The 16,041-nt window shown below is 69.3% G+C and carries 12 protein-coding genes and 1 pseudogene; 7 read left to right on the forward strand and 6 right to left on the reverse strand.

The window, feature by feature from the left end; genetic code table 11:
• Positions 1 to 270 precede the first annotated feature (270 nt).
• Both ACWGJM_RS46155 and ACWGJM_RS46160 read left to right on the forward strand, forming a co-directional pair.
• Positions 271 to 612 carry a hypothetical protein gene (locus ACWGJM_RS46155; RefSeq protein ID WP_453417782.1) on the forward strand — a complete coding sequence of 114 codons (342 nt, stop codon included), beginning with the start codon at positions 271 to 273 and terminating at the stop codon, positions 610 to 612.
• Entirely contained in the window at positions 609 to 1,283 is a 675-nt protein-coding gene (locus tag ACWGJM_RS46160) for a nucleotidyl transferase AbiEii/AbiGii toxin family protein (RefSeq protein ID WP_453417783.1), read from the forward strand. Before ACWGJM_RS46155 ends, ACWGJM_RS46160 begins: the two co-directional genes overlap by 4 nt.
• 8 nt (positions 1,284 to 1,291) lie before the next feature.
• On the opposite strand, the gene ACWGJM_RS46165 is transcribed toward ACWGJM_RS46160, so the two are convergent.
• Entirely contained in the window at positions 1,292 to 3,988 is a 2,697-nt protein-coding gene (locus tag ACWGJM_RS46165; protein WP_453417784.1) for an ATP/GTP-binding protein, read from the reverse strand.
• A 177-nt stretch (positions 3,989 to 4,165) separates the two neighbouring features.
• Between ACWGJM_RS46165 and ACWGJM_RS46170 the strand changes: the two genes are divergently transcribed.
• Positions 4,166 to 4,495: a hypothetical protein gene (locus ACWGJM_RS46170; RefSeq protein WP_453417785.1), complete on the forward strand. Its 330-nt coding sequence runs from the start codon at positions 4,166 to 4,168 to the stop codon at positions 4,493 to 4,495.
• Positions 4,496 to 4,561: 66 nt separating this feature from the next.
• On the forward strand, positions 4,562 to 4,879 hold the full coding sequence (locus tag ACWGJM_RS46175) for a hypothetical protein (RefSeq protein ID WP_453417786.1): 318 nt from the start codon (positions 4,562 to 4,564) through the stop codon (positions 4,877 to 4,879).
• A gap of 512 nt (positions 4,880 to 5,391) precedes the next feature.
• Here the strand turns inward: ACWGJM_RS46175 and ACWGJM_RS46180 are convergent.
• The 4 genes from ACWGJM_RS46180 to ACWGJM_RS46195 form a co-directional block, all read right to left on the reverse strand.
• Positions 5,392 to 7,188 carry a zeta toxin family protein gene (locus ACWGJM_RS46180; RefSeq protein ID WP_453417787.1) on the reverse strand — a complete coding sequence of 599 codons (1,797 nt, stop codon included), beginning with the start codon at positions 7,186 to 7,188 and terminating at the stop codon, positions 5,392 to 5,394.
• A 137-nt stretch (positions 7,189 to 7,325) separates the two neighbouring features.
• On the reverse strand, positions 7,326 to 7,757 hold the full coding sequence (locus ACWGJM_RS46185; protein ID WP_453417795.1) for a DUF4357 domain-containing protein: 432 nt from the start codon (positions 7,755 to 7,757) through the stop codon (positions 7,326 to 7,328).
• Between the two features lie 392 nt (positions 7,758 to 8,149).
• Positions 8,150 to 9,100, reverse strand: a complete 951-nt coding sequence (locus tag ACWGJM_RS46190; protein WP_453417788.1) for a hypothetical protein — start codon at positions 9,098 to 9,100, stop codon at positions 8,150 to 8,152.
• Positions 9,101 to 9,363: 263 nt separating this feature from the next.
• A complete protein-coding gene (locus ACWGJM_RS46195; RefSeq protein ID WP_453417789.1) occupies positions 9,364 to 9,810 on the reverse strand; it encodes a hypothetical protein in 447 nt (148 codons plus the stop codon).
• A 388-nt stretch (positions 9,811 to 10,198) separates the two neighbouring features.
• Between ACWGJM_RS46195 and ACWGJM_RS46200 the strand changes: the two genes are divergently transcribed.
• Positions 10,199 to 11,569, forward strand: a complete 1,371-nt coding sequence (locus tag ACWGJM_RS46200) for a hypothetical protein (RefSeq protein ID WP_453417790.1) — start codon at positions 10,199 to 10,201, stop codon at positions 11,567 to 11,569.
• Between the two features lie 137 nt (positions 11,570 to 11,706).
• Here the strand turns inward: ACWGJM_RS46200 and ACWGJM_RS46205 are convergent.
• Positions 11,707 to 12,711: pseudogene (locus tag ACWGJM_RS46205) on the reverse strand (helix-hairpin-helix domain-containing protein); the annotation flags it as partial.
• A 167-nt stretch (positions 12,712 to 12,878) separates the two neighbouring features.
• Between ACWGJM_RS46205 and ACWGJM_RS46210 the strand changes: the two are divergent.
• Together ACWGJM_RS46210 and ACWGJM_RS46215 are read left to right on the forward strand one after the other, a co-directional pair.
• A complete protein-coding gene (locus ACWGJM_RS46210; protein WP_453417791.1) occupies positions 12,879 to 14,018 on the forward strand; it encodes a tyrosine-type recombinase/integrase in 1,140 nt (379 codons plus the stop codon).
• On the forward strand, positions 14,015 to 16,041 hold a 2,027-nt coding region (locus ACWGJM_RS46215), incomplete at its 3' end, for a tyrosine-type recombinase/integrase (protein ID WP_453417792.1). The genes ACWGJM_RS46210 and ACWGJM_RS46215, both read left to right, overlap by 4 nt.

The following is a 16,041-nucleotide window of genomic DNA, read 5'->3' on the forward strand; positions in this document are numbered from 1 at the left end:
CGCCGGGGGCCCGGCGCCGTAGCGGGCGGGGTGGCCGGGGGCCCCCCCCGCCCCCCGGGGGCGCGGGTCGGCGTTGGGCGGCGCCGAGCCCGTTCCATGAGCCGCGCCAGCCCCGAACGGCTGATCACCTTGGGACAGCGCGTGAGCAGCTGAACGGCCGGAACCCTGAGGACTGCCGGGTGGCGGCAGGCTCGGCCCCGGACGCGCTGGCACGCGATCGGTTCCCCCTGATCGGCGATGGGACCTGTCAGGAGGGGCCATACTGAAGCCGTGACCGTGCACCAAGCCGCCGCTTCCCGCTGGGCTCATGTGGCCGAGCGTCTGCCCGCACGCCTCGACGAGCTGTCCGGACCCGCGACCGGGACGGTCGAGCTGCCGTTGCATCTGGCGTGGTCGGGGCTGAGGCGCTTCGAGGTGAGCGACGAGAAGCTGCTGCTGGGCCTGTACCGCATCGTGCTCACGAACGGTCTGCGCGAGGACCTCACCAGCTACCTCAACGCCGAACTGCTCGTGAGGCACTGGCCGCGGCTGCGGATCGCCTTGGGCAAGCCGGTGCGCACGTGCTGGGAGCAGCGGTTTCCCGAGCTGGTGGCGGCCGCCGCTGCGGCATGAGACTTCCAGACCTGCACCGGCGCCTGCTCAGTGATGCCCTGGACAGCGGCCATGCCTACCGGCTGGTGCTGGCCGGCGGCTACGCCATCCAGGCTCATGAGCTGGTCAGCCGCACCAGCCAGGACCTGGACCTGGCCACCGACGCACCTGCGGACATGAACGAGATCACCGGCGCCGTTGCTGCCGGCCTTGAGGACAAGGGCTGGGTGATCCGCATCGTCGAGGTCGCCCCACGCATGGCCCGCCTGCTCGCCACCGACGCGGCAACCGGCGCGTCCTGCGAGCTGGACATCCTCAAAGAGATCTTCCACAGGCCTCCCACGCAGACGGATGCCGGGCCCACGCTGTCCCAGGACGACGCCGTGGGACTGAAAGTCCGTGCCCTGCACGACCGCGGCTTCCCCCGCGACGTCATCGACGTCTTCAGCGCCCGCGATCTGTACACCATCGGGGAACTCGAGCGCCTGGGCGCGCAGCACGACGAGGAGTTCCACCTAGAGGAACTGCACGGCCGGCTCGAAGCGGTCGACTTCACCTCCGACCGCGAGTACGCCGCGTATGACATGAGCCCCGTCCACATCGCTGAACTGCGCGCCTGGGTCCGGCACTGGCTCGACGACCTCGGGCTGCGTCTTGCGGAGCCGTACGCCGAGGACGAGGACGGCGACTGAACCGGCCGTTACTGAGTGCCGTGCAGGCGGTGCTGGCGGGCGGTGACGAGGGCGCGCCAGCGGGTACGGACGGTGGGTTCATCGTCGAGCCAGCGTATGGCGGGCCCGGCGGGCTGGGGCAGGTCGCCCATGGCGGCTGCGATGTGGCGGTAGTAGGCGAAGTCACCGTTCGCGGTCGCCTCGTGCAGACGGTCGATGGTGGCCGCCAGGTCGTCCTGTGCGCCGCGTACGGCGTGGTGGAAGGCGAGGGCGGTTTCGAGGAGCGGGGTGAGCCAGGCGAGTCCGGCGACGGTGATCTCGGTGCGCAGCACGGTGGCGCGGTCGGTGACGTCGTGGTCGGTGCCGGCGTCGCGTACGAGAGCGGCGACGTGGGCGAGGAGGGTGGTGGCGCGCTGGTCGAGGTGGGCTAGGAGCTGGTGGGCGAGGGCGAGTTCGTCGTCGGCACGGGCGGGGTCGGCGAAGGCGGTGACCAGGGCGATGTGGGTCTGGGCGATGGCCCGCTCGCCCGGGGCGTCGTGCTGTTCGGCTTCGGTCCGTGCGGCTTCGAAGGCGGCGGTGGCGCGGTCGATGTCGCCGTGGGGCCAGCGGATGTGGCCCAGGACGCGGTGGTGGCGGCCTTTCCAGCCCAGGGTGGGGACGGCGGCGAGGGCGGTGGGGAAGTCGCCGCGGATGCGGGCGAGGTTGGCCAGGCCGCGGCGGGCGCGCACCGCGAGCCGGCCGCCGGCGTCGGCGACCTGGCGCATGCCGTCCGCGGCGGCGTCGGTGCGGCCGAGGTCCTTGTGGGCTTTGGCCCGGTAGTACAGGGCTAGTTCGGCGAGTTCGCCGGAGAGCAGGCCGGTGTCCAGGACGGCGGTGAGGCGCTCTGCGGTGCGGTCGCGGTGTTCGTGCTGGCGGCGGCCGATGGCGACGAGGAGTTCGGCGAGAGCGTCGGCGGGCGTGTCCGGGCCCGTATGCGGGCCGGTGCCGGACGCGGAGACCAGAGCGTGGGTGGGCGGGGCGAGGGGTTCCCACACGGAGTCGTCGGTGTAGGCGAAGGCGGCGTCGGTGAGCCAGCTGAGGTCATCCAGGCGGTGGTCGCGGGCCAGGCGCAGGCCCTGGCGCAGGCACGCGACGAGGAGGGTCCGGCCGGGGACGTCGGCGCGGCCGTTCTGCCTCTGTTGGCCGAGGGCGGCGAGAGCGCGTTCGGCGGCCCGGTGCCAGTCGGCGGGGGTCCAGCGGTCCTCGGTGTGGTCGTCGGCGGTGCGCAGTGCGGTGCGGATGGCGCCGTGGAGGTGGTAGGGCCAGATCGCGTAGGGGTCTTCGGTGATCATGGGCCGTTCGATGAGCCTGCGGGCCGCCGCTTGGTGGGTGAGGCCTGCGGCGTGGGTGGCCAGGTCCAGGTCGAAGGCATCGAGCAGGCTGGCGCTGCGCAGGACGTGGCGTTCGTCGGCGGTGAGGTCGGAGAGGGTGCGGGCGATGAGGGCGGGGAAGGTGTGGTCGACGTCGGCCGGGGTGGGGGTGCGGCCGGTGCGGCGGATCTCCAGGAAGCGGGCGACGGCCAGGTCGAGGTGGAGCGGCAGGCCGTGCGAGCGCTGGGTGATGACGGCGCGGATGTCAGGGCTGATCAGCGGCTGGCCGTCCTGGGTGAGGCGGTGGGCGAGGTAGGTCTCGCAGTCCTGTGCGGAGAAGTCCCCGATCAGGTGCTGGCGGGCGCCGCCCTGCTCGGCGGCGCGTGCCAGCTGCCCCACCTGGGGGGCCAGGCCGGGCCAGGCGGCGGGGCCGGTGTAGTCGAGCTGGCCCTGGAGGGCGGTATCGGCCCACTGCAGACGGTTGCGGCCGCTGATGACGAAGAAGCAGTTCGGCATGAGCCACACGAGGCGTTGCAGGAGCCGCTCGGCTTCGCGGTGGCGGTCGCTGGTGTCCTCGAAGGTGTCCAGCAGGAGGACCGGCACGGCCGCTTTCTTCGCTGGCAGGCGGCTGATCTCCCACGCCAGCAGGTGCGGGTAGAAGGAGAGTGCTTCCAGGTCGGGTTCGGCCTCGAGCAGGGCGGGAGTGCGGGCGCAGCCGGCGAGGGCCCGCGCCCGTTCGCGGCGCTCACGCAGGGCCTGTACGAGCGCAGTGGTGACCTGCCCGGCCGCCGAGCCCACCAGGCCGGGCAGTTGCAGGGCGCCGATGGCCTCGCTGACCGCGGCCTGCAGCTGCCCGGGCAGCATCTGTCCGAACTTCCCCACCAGGCCGGTGCGCCGGACGTATTCCTCCAGCGGCTCACCGGGGTGCTGGGCATCCCAGTAGCGGCGCAGTGCGAGGTCGAAGCTGGGCAGAGGGCGGCCGACGGTGGCAGCCAGGGCGAGACGGATCGTCAGCACGACGCGCTCGAAGTCCGAACCGGTCGATGCCGAGCGGGCCAGGTCGATGCGGATGGGCAGGATCTTCTCGCCCGCCCAGGCGGGGGCACCCCAGTGCACGGGGCGCTGGTCCGCTGTAGTGAGCGAGGATTCGAGTTTGCGCAGCAGGGTCGACTTGCCGACGCCGCCCACCCCGTGAAACACGATCACGTTGTTGCGAGGGGCTTCGAGGTCTTCAACGTTGAAGGCCGGAGCGGCGATGTGCCGCAGGTGCTCCTCGATGGCGGTGGCCACGAGATCCCACTGGTCTTGGCGGTTGGTGAACGCCTCGTTGCTGCCCACGGGGTCATTGGAGCTGAACAGCGCACGAAGGTCGGTCATGTGGTGTGTCCCCCCGAAGTGATCACCTGCGGTCCCAATTTATGCTGCGGGCGGTGGCCGGCGGCAGCCCGGCGGGATATGCAGGCCGAGAGGAGCCGGTGATGGACTGGTTCCCGCCCACGCCGGACAATGATCTTTTCGCCGTCCAGTTCTCAACGCGCCCCGAGGTGGTTCTCCGTGCACGACCCCGCATCGTCCTCGCCGGACATGCCGCCACGTTCTCAATCGTCGGGACCAGCTTGGGACCCGGACGGCGGCGACGCCGGGTATGAGATGGCGCACGAGATCGTGGGGAACGTCATTGCCTGGTACAGCCGGCAGCTCCTCCTCGCGCGGCGCTCCGGGGACGAGCAGCGCCTGGAGGAACTGAAGGCGCGGCGTCAGGACTGCGTGGAGGACCAGAACCGGCTGAGGGAGGTCGGACCTGAGGAGATCGCGCGCATCGCCGCCGTCTATGCCGCACGCCTGAAGGAGCTGGAAGCCAGCGAGGCGCAGCCCGAGTCGTAGCTTCGGCGCCACCGTACCTGTCACGCCCGGGCAACTGCCCGAACCGCGGGGCTAGAGTCTGCCGTCATGACCGCAGTCCCGTTCCCTTTTGCTGCCGCCCCGGACGGGTGGCGAGTGGCGATCAAATGCCCCGACGACCGCGTGATTCTGGTGATGCCAATCGTCGGCTGGGCCACTCCCGTTGACGGCATGCGGCGAACCGATGCCCAACTGGCCGTCGAGCCCGTCATCCTCTTCGACAACGTGGACGAGCCGCTGATCACCACTCTCGCCGACACGCTCAACGATTGGACCGACGGCGAAACACTGCACCAGATCATCGCGCCCGGCTTCGCAGTCCGCGAAGTGCCAGACGGCTGGTCAGTGCGCGAATACGGGGACTGACCACGCGAACGCCTGCCCCGGGGTGGGGCGGGCGTTGGACGACGGGCGGCGTCAGTGAAGTCCGCGACGGTGAGCTTTCCGACGGATCCACGACGCTTGGCGGCCGACCCGCTCCGCCCGCTCACGTGCCTCACCGACCAGATGATCCGGAATCGACCTTGGTTTGCCGTTCGGCTCGAGCAGCAGATCCGCTTTGTGGGTCAGAGGCAGCATGTCCGCGCTGGCGTAGCAGTCCGTCCAGCCGATGCTGTGGCCTGACGGTGGGCATACCCGGTCGGCGTGAGTGGCGGCCAGTAGGTGGTGGGCGGGCTCGCCGCCGAGATCCGTCTCGTGCGGTTCTGGCAGAAGGCGAGCGATGTACTTCGCGGCGTTGACGCGGGCTATGGGCACGAGTCCTCCTGGACTCTTCAGCTGTCGCACCTCGACCGCGCAGGCCCCGCGCCTACCGATCAAGCTACAGCACGCCGCTGACAGCCGCCGGCACCACTCGACACGGTCGTGAGACGCCGTATCTAGGCGGGCATGGGGAGCGCCGCCACGGGGGCATACGCGTCGAGCCGGTGCGGCTGCAGGGCCGGGGGCATTAACGGGCATGCCAGGCTTCCGATCGCGATGAGTTCGTCGCGGTACTGCGGCATCGCGGAACGCAGCCAGCGCTGGGCGGCACAGAACCGCGCGGCTTCCTCGGTGGTGTAGGGGCGGGACTGCTCCGCGACCAGGGCGAAGGCGGCGGCGGGGCGCCGTGCCCACCGTCCCTGGGTGTCTTGTTCGTTGCGGTAGAGGACGTGGGCGTCCCGACGCATCACCGTGACCGAGTCGACCACGGACAGCTGCTCGGCAGCCGCTACCACCTCGGGGAGGACGGCGAAGTGAGTGTCGTGCCCGGCGGCCGTGGTGAACCGTGCGGGCACGCCTCGCTGGCTCACCGTGGCGTAGCGGACGGCCGTGCCCTGCCGGGAATCGGCTGCGCGCACGGCCAGGACCAGCAGCTCCACCCGGTATCCGGCCTGACGGTACAGGGACGCGCTGGTGACGAAGGCGGCGGCGTTTTCCGGGGTGATCTCGATGACCACGTCCCCGCGCCGCTCGCGTACGTACGCTTCGGCCTGAGCCTGCCAGGCCCGGTAGTCGGCGCGGATCCGCGCGGAGGCCGTGCGCGGCTCCTCACGTAAGAGCTGCAGGTAGTCCGGGTGGGAGAATTTGAAGTCGTCACCCGTGATGTGGGCGGGGCCGTCGCGCAGGGTGCGTCGGACCATCTGAGCGGCCCGGGTCTTGCCGGCGCCGGGCTGGCCCATCACGTACACCGCGACGGGTCTGTCCTGCGGTGTGATCCGTCCCAGCAGCGGAACGATCAACTCGTCGAAGATCCAGCGGTGTTCGTCTGCGGAGAGGCGGTGGTAGTCGACCCCGGGAGGCTCCCGGCGCGGCTGGGCGGTGCGTCGGACCGGCTCGGCCAGGGCAGCGGCGCGTTCGGTGTCGCGGCGGACCGCCAGCGTCCAGTCTTCGGGCAGTCGGGGATCGGTCAGGCGCCGGTCGGCGTCGGCGAGCTGACGGCGGAACCGGCCCGTCTCCCTGGCGTCCCACGGGCGGCTGCGCTCAGCGAGCACCGCGCGTGCCGCGCCCGCCGGACGGCACCATTGCCCGGTGGACGCACATTCGTTGTCGTACACGACCTCCAGCGCCGTCTCCGTGGAGCGCCGGACGACGAAGACCCGGTCCGCCAGGTGCGCGGCCTCCACCATGCCGAGGGTGTCGACCAGGGCGGCAGCGCACTGGTCGTGGTTGTCCCAGGAGACGTACCGGGCCCGGCCCTCCTGGGCAAGGCGCAGGTACCGGTCCAAAATGCCGAGCTGGCTGACCGCCTCGGGCACGGCCAGGGCCACCAGCTCGACGCGGTAGCCCGCCTGCCGGTACGCGGCCATCCCGGCCAGGAACTCTTGCGGGTGGGCCAAAGGCGCCTCCACCACCGCGTCATACCGGCCGGCTCGCACCCGAGCCTCCACTTCGGCCTGCCAGCGGTAGGTCTCCAGCCGCACCCGCACCCCGGCGGTCCGCACGTCCTCGCTGAGCAAGGCCGCGTAGTGGGGATGGATGTTCTTGTAGGCGTCGCGGTCCACCCGTACCGCACCGCCCCGCCGTTCCAGCGCTGCGTGCACCAGGTCGACGACGAGCGTCTTGCCGCTGCCTGCCTGCCCGGCGACGAACACCACCACCGGGCGCACCGGTTCCGGTTGCGGCACTGCGGCGCCCAGGACGCTGGGCAGGACGGTTCCGGTCAGGACCTCCTCGGACCAATCACCGGCCGGCACTGCGCCAACAGGTGCCGCCGGGCCCGTGCTCGGCGGCTGTGCCGGCGGCGACGCGGGACGGGGGCAGTGCGGCGCGCTCACGTACTCCTCCACGAATGAACTGGTGAAAGGCGGTGTAGGGGAGCCCCGGCTTCGGTCTAGGCCCGAGCCGACGATGAGTCCTGCTGCAGCTGCTGGCGCAGCGCATCGAGGGTGCGGCCGTCCGCGGTCCGCCACAGCACCCACCCGTTCGACGCCGTGCCGGTGACAGCTGAGGCCGCCTTCGAGGGCGAGGTGTACGGCACCGACTGTCCTTCGACGATCAGCCGCCCATCAGCGGCCACGGTCGCCACGGCTTCCCGGCCTGCCCGCCGCTGCTGGAAGGACAGCGTGTCCCCGGCCTGCAGCAGTCCCTTCAACAGCAGCTCAGCCAGCGGGCCTTGCGGGGCCACGGCACGCCCGGGACCGGAGGCATCACCTTCTGTGGCCCCGTGGGGCGCGAGGTCGAGAGACAGGGTGATGTGAACCGTCTCTTCCGGCCCCGCGGCGGCAAGGCGGGCGATCAGGGACGAGTCGAAGTGCAGGCTCACGGTGGGCAACGCGGGTCTCCTCTGAACGACGCGACACGACCATTGACCACTCTACTATCAAGCGCTCAGCAGTGCTTCGGTTTAGAGTGGTGAGGAGAAGTCGTCAAGCCTGCGGCCCCGTCGGCGCCCCCTACGGCGCCACCGTGGAATGCGGTGCCCCCAGTAACCCGCACGGGCTCGCGCTGCCGGTCCACGACGCGGCGCCAGCGAGACCCGCCCCAGTGGCACCGGCACGCACGCCTGTCCCGCGTCACGGTCGCCGCCACCCGGCCCGCACCGCCGCGAGTCCGAAGGTCGTGCGCTAGATCCCCGAGACGCGCAGAGTCCGGCGGGTGCCTGCCTACGAGGCAGGCACCCAGTGGTAGTTCGCCATGGATTGGCCCTGCAACGCCCTACCAGGCAGGCACTTCGACCGGTCGCTGATTAGCCGGGCGTGCGGTCGTGGCCGAGTCCGGGGAGGGACATGGAGCAGGCGGAACGCAGTTCGCTGAGCAGAACCGTGGCGGAACACTCGGGTCCCAGCCGTAGGCGTTGAGGCGGCCGCCGCAGGTCACGCAGGCGCCGGAGACCTTCCAAAGTCGCCGTGCTTCGGTACGCGCGACGTTGTGCAGGCGAAGACGCTCACGTTCGATCGCGTGCTGCATGGCCAGTGTTTCCTCTTCGCTCCAGAACATGTCATCGAGCGCATCGGGGGCTACGAAGAGGGAATCGAGCAGAGCCTTGATGACGCGCTCATAGGTGCCGTTTGCGGTGGCGGCCTTGATGAGGAGGTCTGCTTCCGCGCTGCCTTCGAGACGGCTCACGTCACGGCCGGCGTCTGAACTGAAGCCGTACGCCCATTCCTCGGCCATGGAGACCAGAGCGTCGCCGCTGCAGTCCGGGAGGTGGCTGGGACAGTGGAGGAAGGCCCAGCCGGGCTGGCCGTTCCGGCAGGCGGGTGTCCGGCACAGCTCCCTGGCCATGTCTTGCGTGAGGATGAGCCGGAAGCGGCGGTTGCCGCAAACGACGACTGCCTCTTCCAGGGGGCTCATGGACTCCAGCGTGAGGCGTGCGGAGCGTCCCTCTTGCGCGAGTGAGCCCGCGAGTTCAAGAACGGTGCCGTAAGGGACGGCACCGCCGAGCAGACGGGAGTGGAACACCTCCGGCGCGAGTTCCGAGTCGTAGCCCCAGTCGACGTCTACCGGGGCAACCGTGGCGCACTCGGTCAGCAGTTGGGAGAGCAGGAAGCCGCTTGGCTCCCGGCCGGTCGCGGCAGTCATCTCGCGGGCGGCCTGGGTGTAGCGGCGGCCTGTTTGCACCTGCGTCTCGCGGATCGCGGCCTTGCGCTTCTTATCCCTCGTCATGACAGTCCTTCCGCCAGCATGCCCACGCCCATGCCGCAGCAGGAGTCATCACGTTCAGGGAGAGATGCCGCGCGAGTCGGAGACCCTTGTCCGCTTGCCGGGCGCGTGGGTGCAGTTCCGGCCGGGAGTTTGACATGGTCTGGCATGCGCGTGATGCCGCACCATCAGCGGCAGCGTAGCGCATGCGACGCGCGAAAAAGCGGCAACGCCCGGGGGTGGCCGGTGCAGTGCCTGGCGGGGCCGTCGGCGTTCCGGGCGGGTCATTACCGCATGGCTTCGTAGTCCTGCGGTGCCGTCCGCAGGATCTCGGTCATCTGGTCTGCGGTCAGCTTCCTGAAGGCCACGGCGGACGCGCTCGCGATCTTTCTGAACAAGATGTCGGCGGGGATCGGCGGCAGGCCGGCAAAGATGGGGTAATGCTCTGCCCCGGCGCCGTCGCTGAACTCGCGGTGCAGCAGCCACACTGCCTCGGCGAACATGGCGTAGTTGGTCTCGTGTTTGCTCCACAGGCACCGCAGCGCGTCGCCGCCGAAATCCCGGTTGATGAATCCCCAGACGTACGACATCTCGGCCGTCTTGTCCGGGTGCGCGTCGTCGTTCAGGTACCGGACCCAGTCGTTCAGGATGTCCCAGCGCAGCGCGTTGACGATCACCCCGGTTGGCGCCTCGCTTGGTCGTAAGTCGGTTGCGAACGCATCATTGAACGTCATCGGGCAACGGTAGCGAGAAGCGCTGCCGCCCCGCCATGGCGCCCGCTCGCCACCACGATCCCGCTGCGTGCCTACTCATTGGCAGGAGGCAGCGCAGGCACTGTGCGTGGCGCTGATGTTGCTACCTGGGTATCGCAGCGGGCAGCAGGGGCGGCTGCGCGTTTTCCAGCCGGAGAGCACAGTCCCAGCCGAGGCACGCCGAGGTGGCCCTGCAGGTCGCGGACCAGCAGCGCGGCGACCTATGCGCACCCTTCCACCACGTGCCGTGCCGTTCGACGCGATGGGGCAACTTCCCGCCAATCCCGATTACTTGTGTTAGCTGTAGAAGCCGAAGCGGTACGCTGTAGATATCTACAGCGCTACAGCGGGAAAGGACACAACACTCCTCGTGTACACGCTGCGCCCTTTGGCCAACGGCCTGCGAACCGACCACCCCGTCCCCGACCTGCCGTTCGTCGACGACTCCCACATCCCCCTCGACGATCCCCGCGAGCTCGAAGCCGTCGGCCGCAACCGCAGCGGCGGCATGTGGGGCCGCTACGACCTCGAGCGCTCCGCCGGCGGATGGCGCGCCTACACCACCGACCCCCAGCGGAACGAGTGCGCCTGGTGCGTGCGCTACCACCCTGACCACGGGCGGACGGTCCTGCTCGTGCGCGACGAGGACGCCAACGAGCTGCACGCCGCATGGCACGGCGGCCCGCTGCTGTTCCGGGCCGGCGGCTACTGGTGGGACGGAGCCACCTGGTACCGGCCCGGCCAGATCTGGGATGCGGCCGACGAGGACTTCGTCCGCGCCCCGGTCCCGGCCGCGGGCGCCGTCACCGCCGACCAGCTCCTGGACGCCACCGCCCACCCGAACGTCGGCCACCTTCTGAAGGTCACTTCCTTCGACCCGGACGCACCGCTCGCCGGACGGTGGAGCGACCACCTCGCACTCTGGGCGCAGCACCGCACCGACCGCGAAGGCGACTTCCCCCTCAACCAGTGCGTGGTCCAGCTCTCCGCTCCCGAACTCGCCGCCGACCAGTTGCTGGGCGTCACCGAGTTCGCGGGCCTGGCCGGTATCGCTGCCTCCACCCTGCGCTCGTACGCCTCCCGTGGGGAAGGGAACGTCCCCCTGCCTCAGGCCACGGTCAGCGGACGCAGTGCCTGGTCCCGCCCGGTCGCCCAGGACTGGGTCACCCAACGCAGCCGCTCCCCGGAGAACGTCGCGGCCGCCGTGGCCGGCCCCGACACTGACGCCCTGCCCGCCGGCGTGAGCGACTTGCGTGAACGCCTTACCGTCAAGTTCCAAGCCCTGCTGTGGGGCCGCCCGCAGACCCGTAAGCGCTGGGTGCTGCGCCACCGCAGCGAGCCGGACGTGCGGAAGATCTCCAACGAACTCGCCCTGCACGTCGCCGCGCGCCTGGACGACATCATCCCCACCGACCACCTGGCCGCCACCATCCGTCACGCCGTCCTCGACGAACTGACGGAACAGCACGGCTGGGACAGCGACCAAGGCGACGACCGCACGCACTTCTACACCCTGACCACTCCCGTCGCCAAGATCCTGGACTGGCTCATTCGCCATCACCCCGACTACGGCCAGTACGCCATCGGCGACATCGTCCGCGAGGCCCAGAGCCGTCTCGGCATTCCCCGCGACGCCGTGGCCGACACCCTGCTGCGGTCCCTGTCGATGGACGGCACGCTCGACAGCGCCAGCCTCACCGCGTACCTCGATCTGGCCCTGCCACCGGAGAAGACCCGCTGACGGGCCCAACCGTAGGCCGCTGCCTGGCAGCCACGCGCATGGGCCTCCCCGGCTCTTCGGCCGGGGAGGCCCATGCCCAACAGCCCGCGCGTTAGAGCAGGCGATTGATGCGGTGTGCGGTTGTCCGCTCGCCTAGATCAGTCCAGGTAGTCGGCTACGAGCAGGGCGAACTCGTCGGGTCTGGCCAGTCGGATGTCGAGGTCTTCGGCCTTGGCCCGCTTGGATCCGGCGCCTTCCCCGGCGACGACGAGGGCGGTCTTCTTCGACACGCTGGAGGAGGAGCGCCCGCCGGCCCGCTCGATGAGTTCGTTCATCTGGTTACGGCTGAGCTGCTCAAGGGGCCCGGTCATCGTGCCGGTGACCACCACCGTCATCCCAGCGAGCGGGCCGCCGGCCGGAACACCACCAGGATCCTCGCCGACCCCGGACGTATCCTTGCCGACTGCGGATGGGGGAGTGGCGCCGGGTTCGGTCATGTTCACCCCGGCCGCTGTGAGTTTGTCGATCAGCCCAGCGAGTTCGGCGAGTTCGGTGACGATCGCGGGTGCCTTCTCGGCGCCGATGCCCTCGACCTGCTGCAGGGTCTCCGCGTCGGCGGCGCGGATGTTGTCCATGGTGGCGAAGTGCCGGGCGATACGGCGGGACATGGAGCGGCCCGTGCCGCGGACGCCGAGCGCGCACAGCACCCGCGACAGCGGCCGTGTCCTGGCCGTTGCGAGCGCGGTCAGCAAGTTGTCCGTGCTGGTTTCGCCCATCCGCTCCAGCCCGAGAAGCTGGTCACGGGACAGGGTGAACAGGTCGCCGAGATCCGCGACCAGGCCCGCCTCGACCAGTTGCACGATGCGGGTGGCGCCCAGGCCCTTGATGTCCAGCTGGTCGCGGCCTACGGCATAGGAGAGCGAGGCGACCAGGTGGCAGTTGCGGCCCTGCTCACACCGCCAGCGTTCCTGGCTGGTGTCGATACCGGAGCCGCACCGCGGGCACACGTCGGGGAAGTCGATCGGCTGCTCGTCGCCGGTGCGCAGGTGGGCGACCGGGGCCTCGATGCGCGGGATGACGTCGCCGGCGCGGTGGACCATCACGTGGTCGCCCAGGCGCAGGTCGCGGCGGGTGATGTCGGCGGGGTTGTGCAGGGTTTTGTAGGGGGCGATGTTCTGTGGTGTGACGTGGCATGACAGTCTCTCGAAACTCGGTGTGCAACACACCTGTTGGGGTGTAGCTCACGTTGCATGGCGTACATCAGTTGAGAGAGAGCACCAGGTTGAGAGCGTTTCCTGTGACCTTGCCTTCAGGGCAGAGGTACTGGACGGTGTTGGACCACTTGTTCGTTCCAGTGGCGGCTGCGGATCGGTTCCTGCAACATGTCCGGTTCGGCAAGGGCAAGGCCGAGTCGACTACGGAGACCTACGCGTACGCGCTCGCGTTGTTCCTGCGCTGGTGTCTGCGCACGGACCGGGACTGGCGCACTGCGGCACCGGACTTGGGCCTGTTCATGACGTGGTTGCGGCACGCGCCGAAGGGCATGTCGGGCGTCGAGCCGTCGCCGGGGGCGGCGCTGATGGTCGGTCCGGGGCGCAAGCCAGCGCGCGGTGAGAAACGGGTCAACGGGGTATTGACAGCGGTGCGTGGGATGGTCGCGCATGCGGTGACACATGGTGACGCGCCGCAGTGGGTACTGCCAGTGCTGTTCGACTTGGCTTCAACGGCGGATCTGCCGGCCGCGGCAAGGGGCGAGGGCTCGACGACGGGGGTGCGTCTGGGAGTACGGCACCGGATGAAGGAGCCGAAGCGACCGGTGGACCGGGCCAGCGATGAGGAGATCCTCGCGCTGCTGCGGGCCTGCCGTACGGCGCGGGACCGGATGATGCTCCTCTTCATGGGCAGGGGCGGTCTGCGCCGGGGGGAACTGGTCGGGCTGCGGCGGGAGGACATCCATTTCCTGCTCAGTTCCGTGTCTCTGGGTTGCGCGGTGGCCGGACCGCACTTGCACGTGGTGCGGCGCGAGCTGAACCCGAACGGAGCGTGGGCCAAGTCCCGCCGCGAGCGGGTGGTCCCGGTCGATCGGTTGCTGGTGCAGGCGCACGACCGGTATGTGATGGAGCGGATCGCCTGCCGCGCGGCGGATGCGTGCGACTTCGTGTTGGTGAACCTGCAGCGGGAGCCACTGGGTGCGCCGATGCCTCCGCGAGCAGTGAACGAGTTGATGACCGCGCTCAGCGAGCGGGCCAGCTTGGCACGCAGGGTCCGACCGCATCAGCTCCGTCACGCCTTTGCCAGTAATGCGCGAGCGGCAGGGGCGGACTGGGATGAGTTGTCGGAGCTGATGGGCCACGAATCGCCTGAGTCGCTGCTCCCCTATTTGCATCCCGACTCACAAGCCTTGCGGAATGTCGTCGAGCGGGTCCCCTCACCGCGGGTGCTGACCACGGACGGAGCGGGCCAGCGATGACAACGCTCGCAGAAGTACGTGAGAGTGAGCGGTCCATCGGTGCTGGTCCGAAGGCGGAGGGGTTCAAGGCTCGCCTGGATCCGCAGTTCCTGGAGGAGGCTGCGGGCTGGGATGAGGACAGTCGAACGCTGACGATTCAACCGGGGCACCCGCTGCTGGCGTGGACACCTTGTATCAATGCCATCTACTCTGCCGAGGCAGTCTTGACGTCAGGGTTGTGCAATCTCTGCCAGAGCAAGTGGAACCGCTCCAAGCTCCCGCTGGAGGAGTTCGTGGGCAGCGCGGAGGCAGAGAAGAAGAAGCCGCGGGAGCGCTGTTCGGTTCTGAACTGCGCGCGGATGTGGAGCAGTTCGGTATCCAAGCTGTGCGGGCCACACCGCTCGCGGTTCCGCAAGCTGGGTTTGTCGATGGAGGAGTTCTTCGCGCACCCGCAGGTCAAACCGATGCCCCCGTTGGGGATCTGCGGCGTACTGGCGTGCTCGCGCGAGCGGGAACTGACCACGAGCCCGTACTGCCAGGCGCACAAAACGAAGTGGAAGCGCCTGGTGCGGGACGGTGAGCCGGAGGCCTCGGATGAGGCGCGCTGGGCCCGGACGGAGGCGCCGACGCTGACGAGTCCGGGGGTGGTGCCGCTGCTGGGGCTGTCTCCGCTGCTCGTCGTCGAGGTGCTGTTCGCGTTGCAGGAGCGGATAGGGCAGGAGGTTAAGGTATCGCCGCAGAAGTTGCGGTCGACAGTCAACTGGCTGCGTCGGCAGGAGTTTTGGTCCTTGATGGACGTGCCCGATGGCGAGCGGACGGGCAAGAAGAACACGGCGGCCATTAATGCCCGGCTGCTGCGGGATCACGTGGTCCAGGCGCTCCTGGACCCGGAGGTGGAACGGCGCAAGCCGGACCGCTGGGACGCTCGGGCGTGGGGGCACCGTGGAGTGCTGGACTTCACGGGTATCACCCAGAAGTGGCTGCGCGAGGCGGTGATGATGTGGATTGTCGAGGAGTTGCCGCGTCACTATGGCAAGAGTGCGACCCGGTTCCTGCAGGCCCATATCGGCGCGGTCGGTCGGCTGTCGAAGAGTTTGCGGGCCTTCCGAGAGGACCGTGGTGAAGACCCGACCTCCGTCGACCGGGCGGACATCGAGAACTTCCTCGGCCGGCTGACCTTCCAAGTCAGCCAGCACGATTCCGACATGACCGACAACCTTCGGTGGAACACCCTTCGGATGCTGCGGAAACTCCTCAACCGCACTCGCGCGCTCGGCGCGTCACGTCCGGGCGGCCCGATGGCGGGCGTCTCGGAGGACTTCGCGCTGCGGGAGTCGGACATCCCGAAGGAAGACAAGCGCAAGAAGCCCCGAGACCTGCCGACGGTGGTGATGCGGCAGGTCTGCGGGCAGTTGGACCGGCTGGAGGAGATGGCCTCGCGTGAGGTCCGGGTGGCCATCGACCTGATGATCGACACCGGGCGCCGGCCCGATGAGATCTGCACGCTGGAGTGGGACTGTCTGGCCACTGACTCCAAGGGCAAGCACGAGCTGATCTGGACAAACATCAAGTGCAACCGGCTGGGCATCCGTCTGCCGATTGCCCAGGCCACCGTCGATGTGATCCGGGATCAGCAACATCGAGTTCGTACGCGGTTCCCGGACACGCCGCTGTCGGAGCTGGTGCTGTTGCCGGCTCCGATTCGCAACCCGCGTGGCACCCGGTCGGTCGCGATGGGCACGGTGGGGGAACGGCACTCGGACTGGGTTGCGGAGATGCCCCCGCTGCTGATGGAGGACGGCAAGACGGAGTTCGACCGGTCCAAGGTCGTGATGTATGCCTACCGGCACAGTTATGCCCAGCGACACGCTGACGCGGGCGTGCCGATCGACCAGCTCCGCAAGCTGATGGATCATGATCTTCTGGAGTCGACCCGGCGTTACTACAGGAACCCTCAGGAATTGCATCAGACGGGCGAGAAACCGCAGGTCGCGAGGTCAGGGAAGGGCCTGACGAGGACTTCATCCTCCTGCAACCTGGCGGC

The sequence above is a fragment of the Streptomyces sp. NPDC054834 genome (genome assembly GCF_053611185.1).

Coding starts and splice junctions, on each gene's coding strand:
- ACWGJM_RS46175 (WP_453417786.1), top strand. CDS start 4,562: ATGACCGCAGTCCCGTTCCCTTTTGCTGCCGCCCCGGACGGGTGGCGA.
- ACWGJM_RS46160 (WP_453417783.1), top strand. CDS start 609: ATGAGACTTCCAGACCTGCACCGGCGCCTGCTCAGTGATGCCCTGGAC.
- ACWGJM_RS46190 (WP_453417788.1), bottom strand. CDS start 9,100: ATGACGAGGGATAAGAAGCGCAAGGCCGCGATCCGCGAGACGCAGGTG.
- ACWGJM_RS46195 (WP_453417789.1), bottom strand. CDS start 9,810: ATGACGTTCAATGATGCGTTCGCAACCGACTTACGACCAAGCGAGGCG.
- ACWGJM_RS46165 (WP_453417784.1), bottom strand. CDS start 3,988: ATGACCGACCTTCGTGCGCTGTTCAGCTCCAATGACCCCGTGGGCAGC.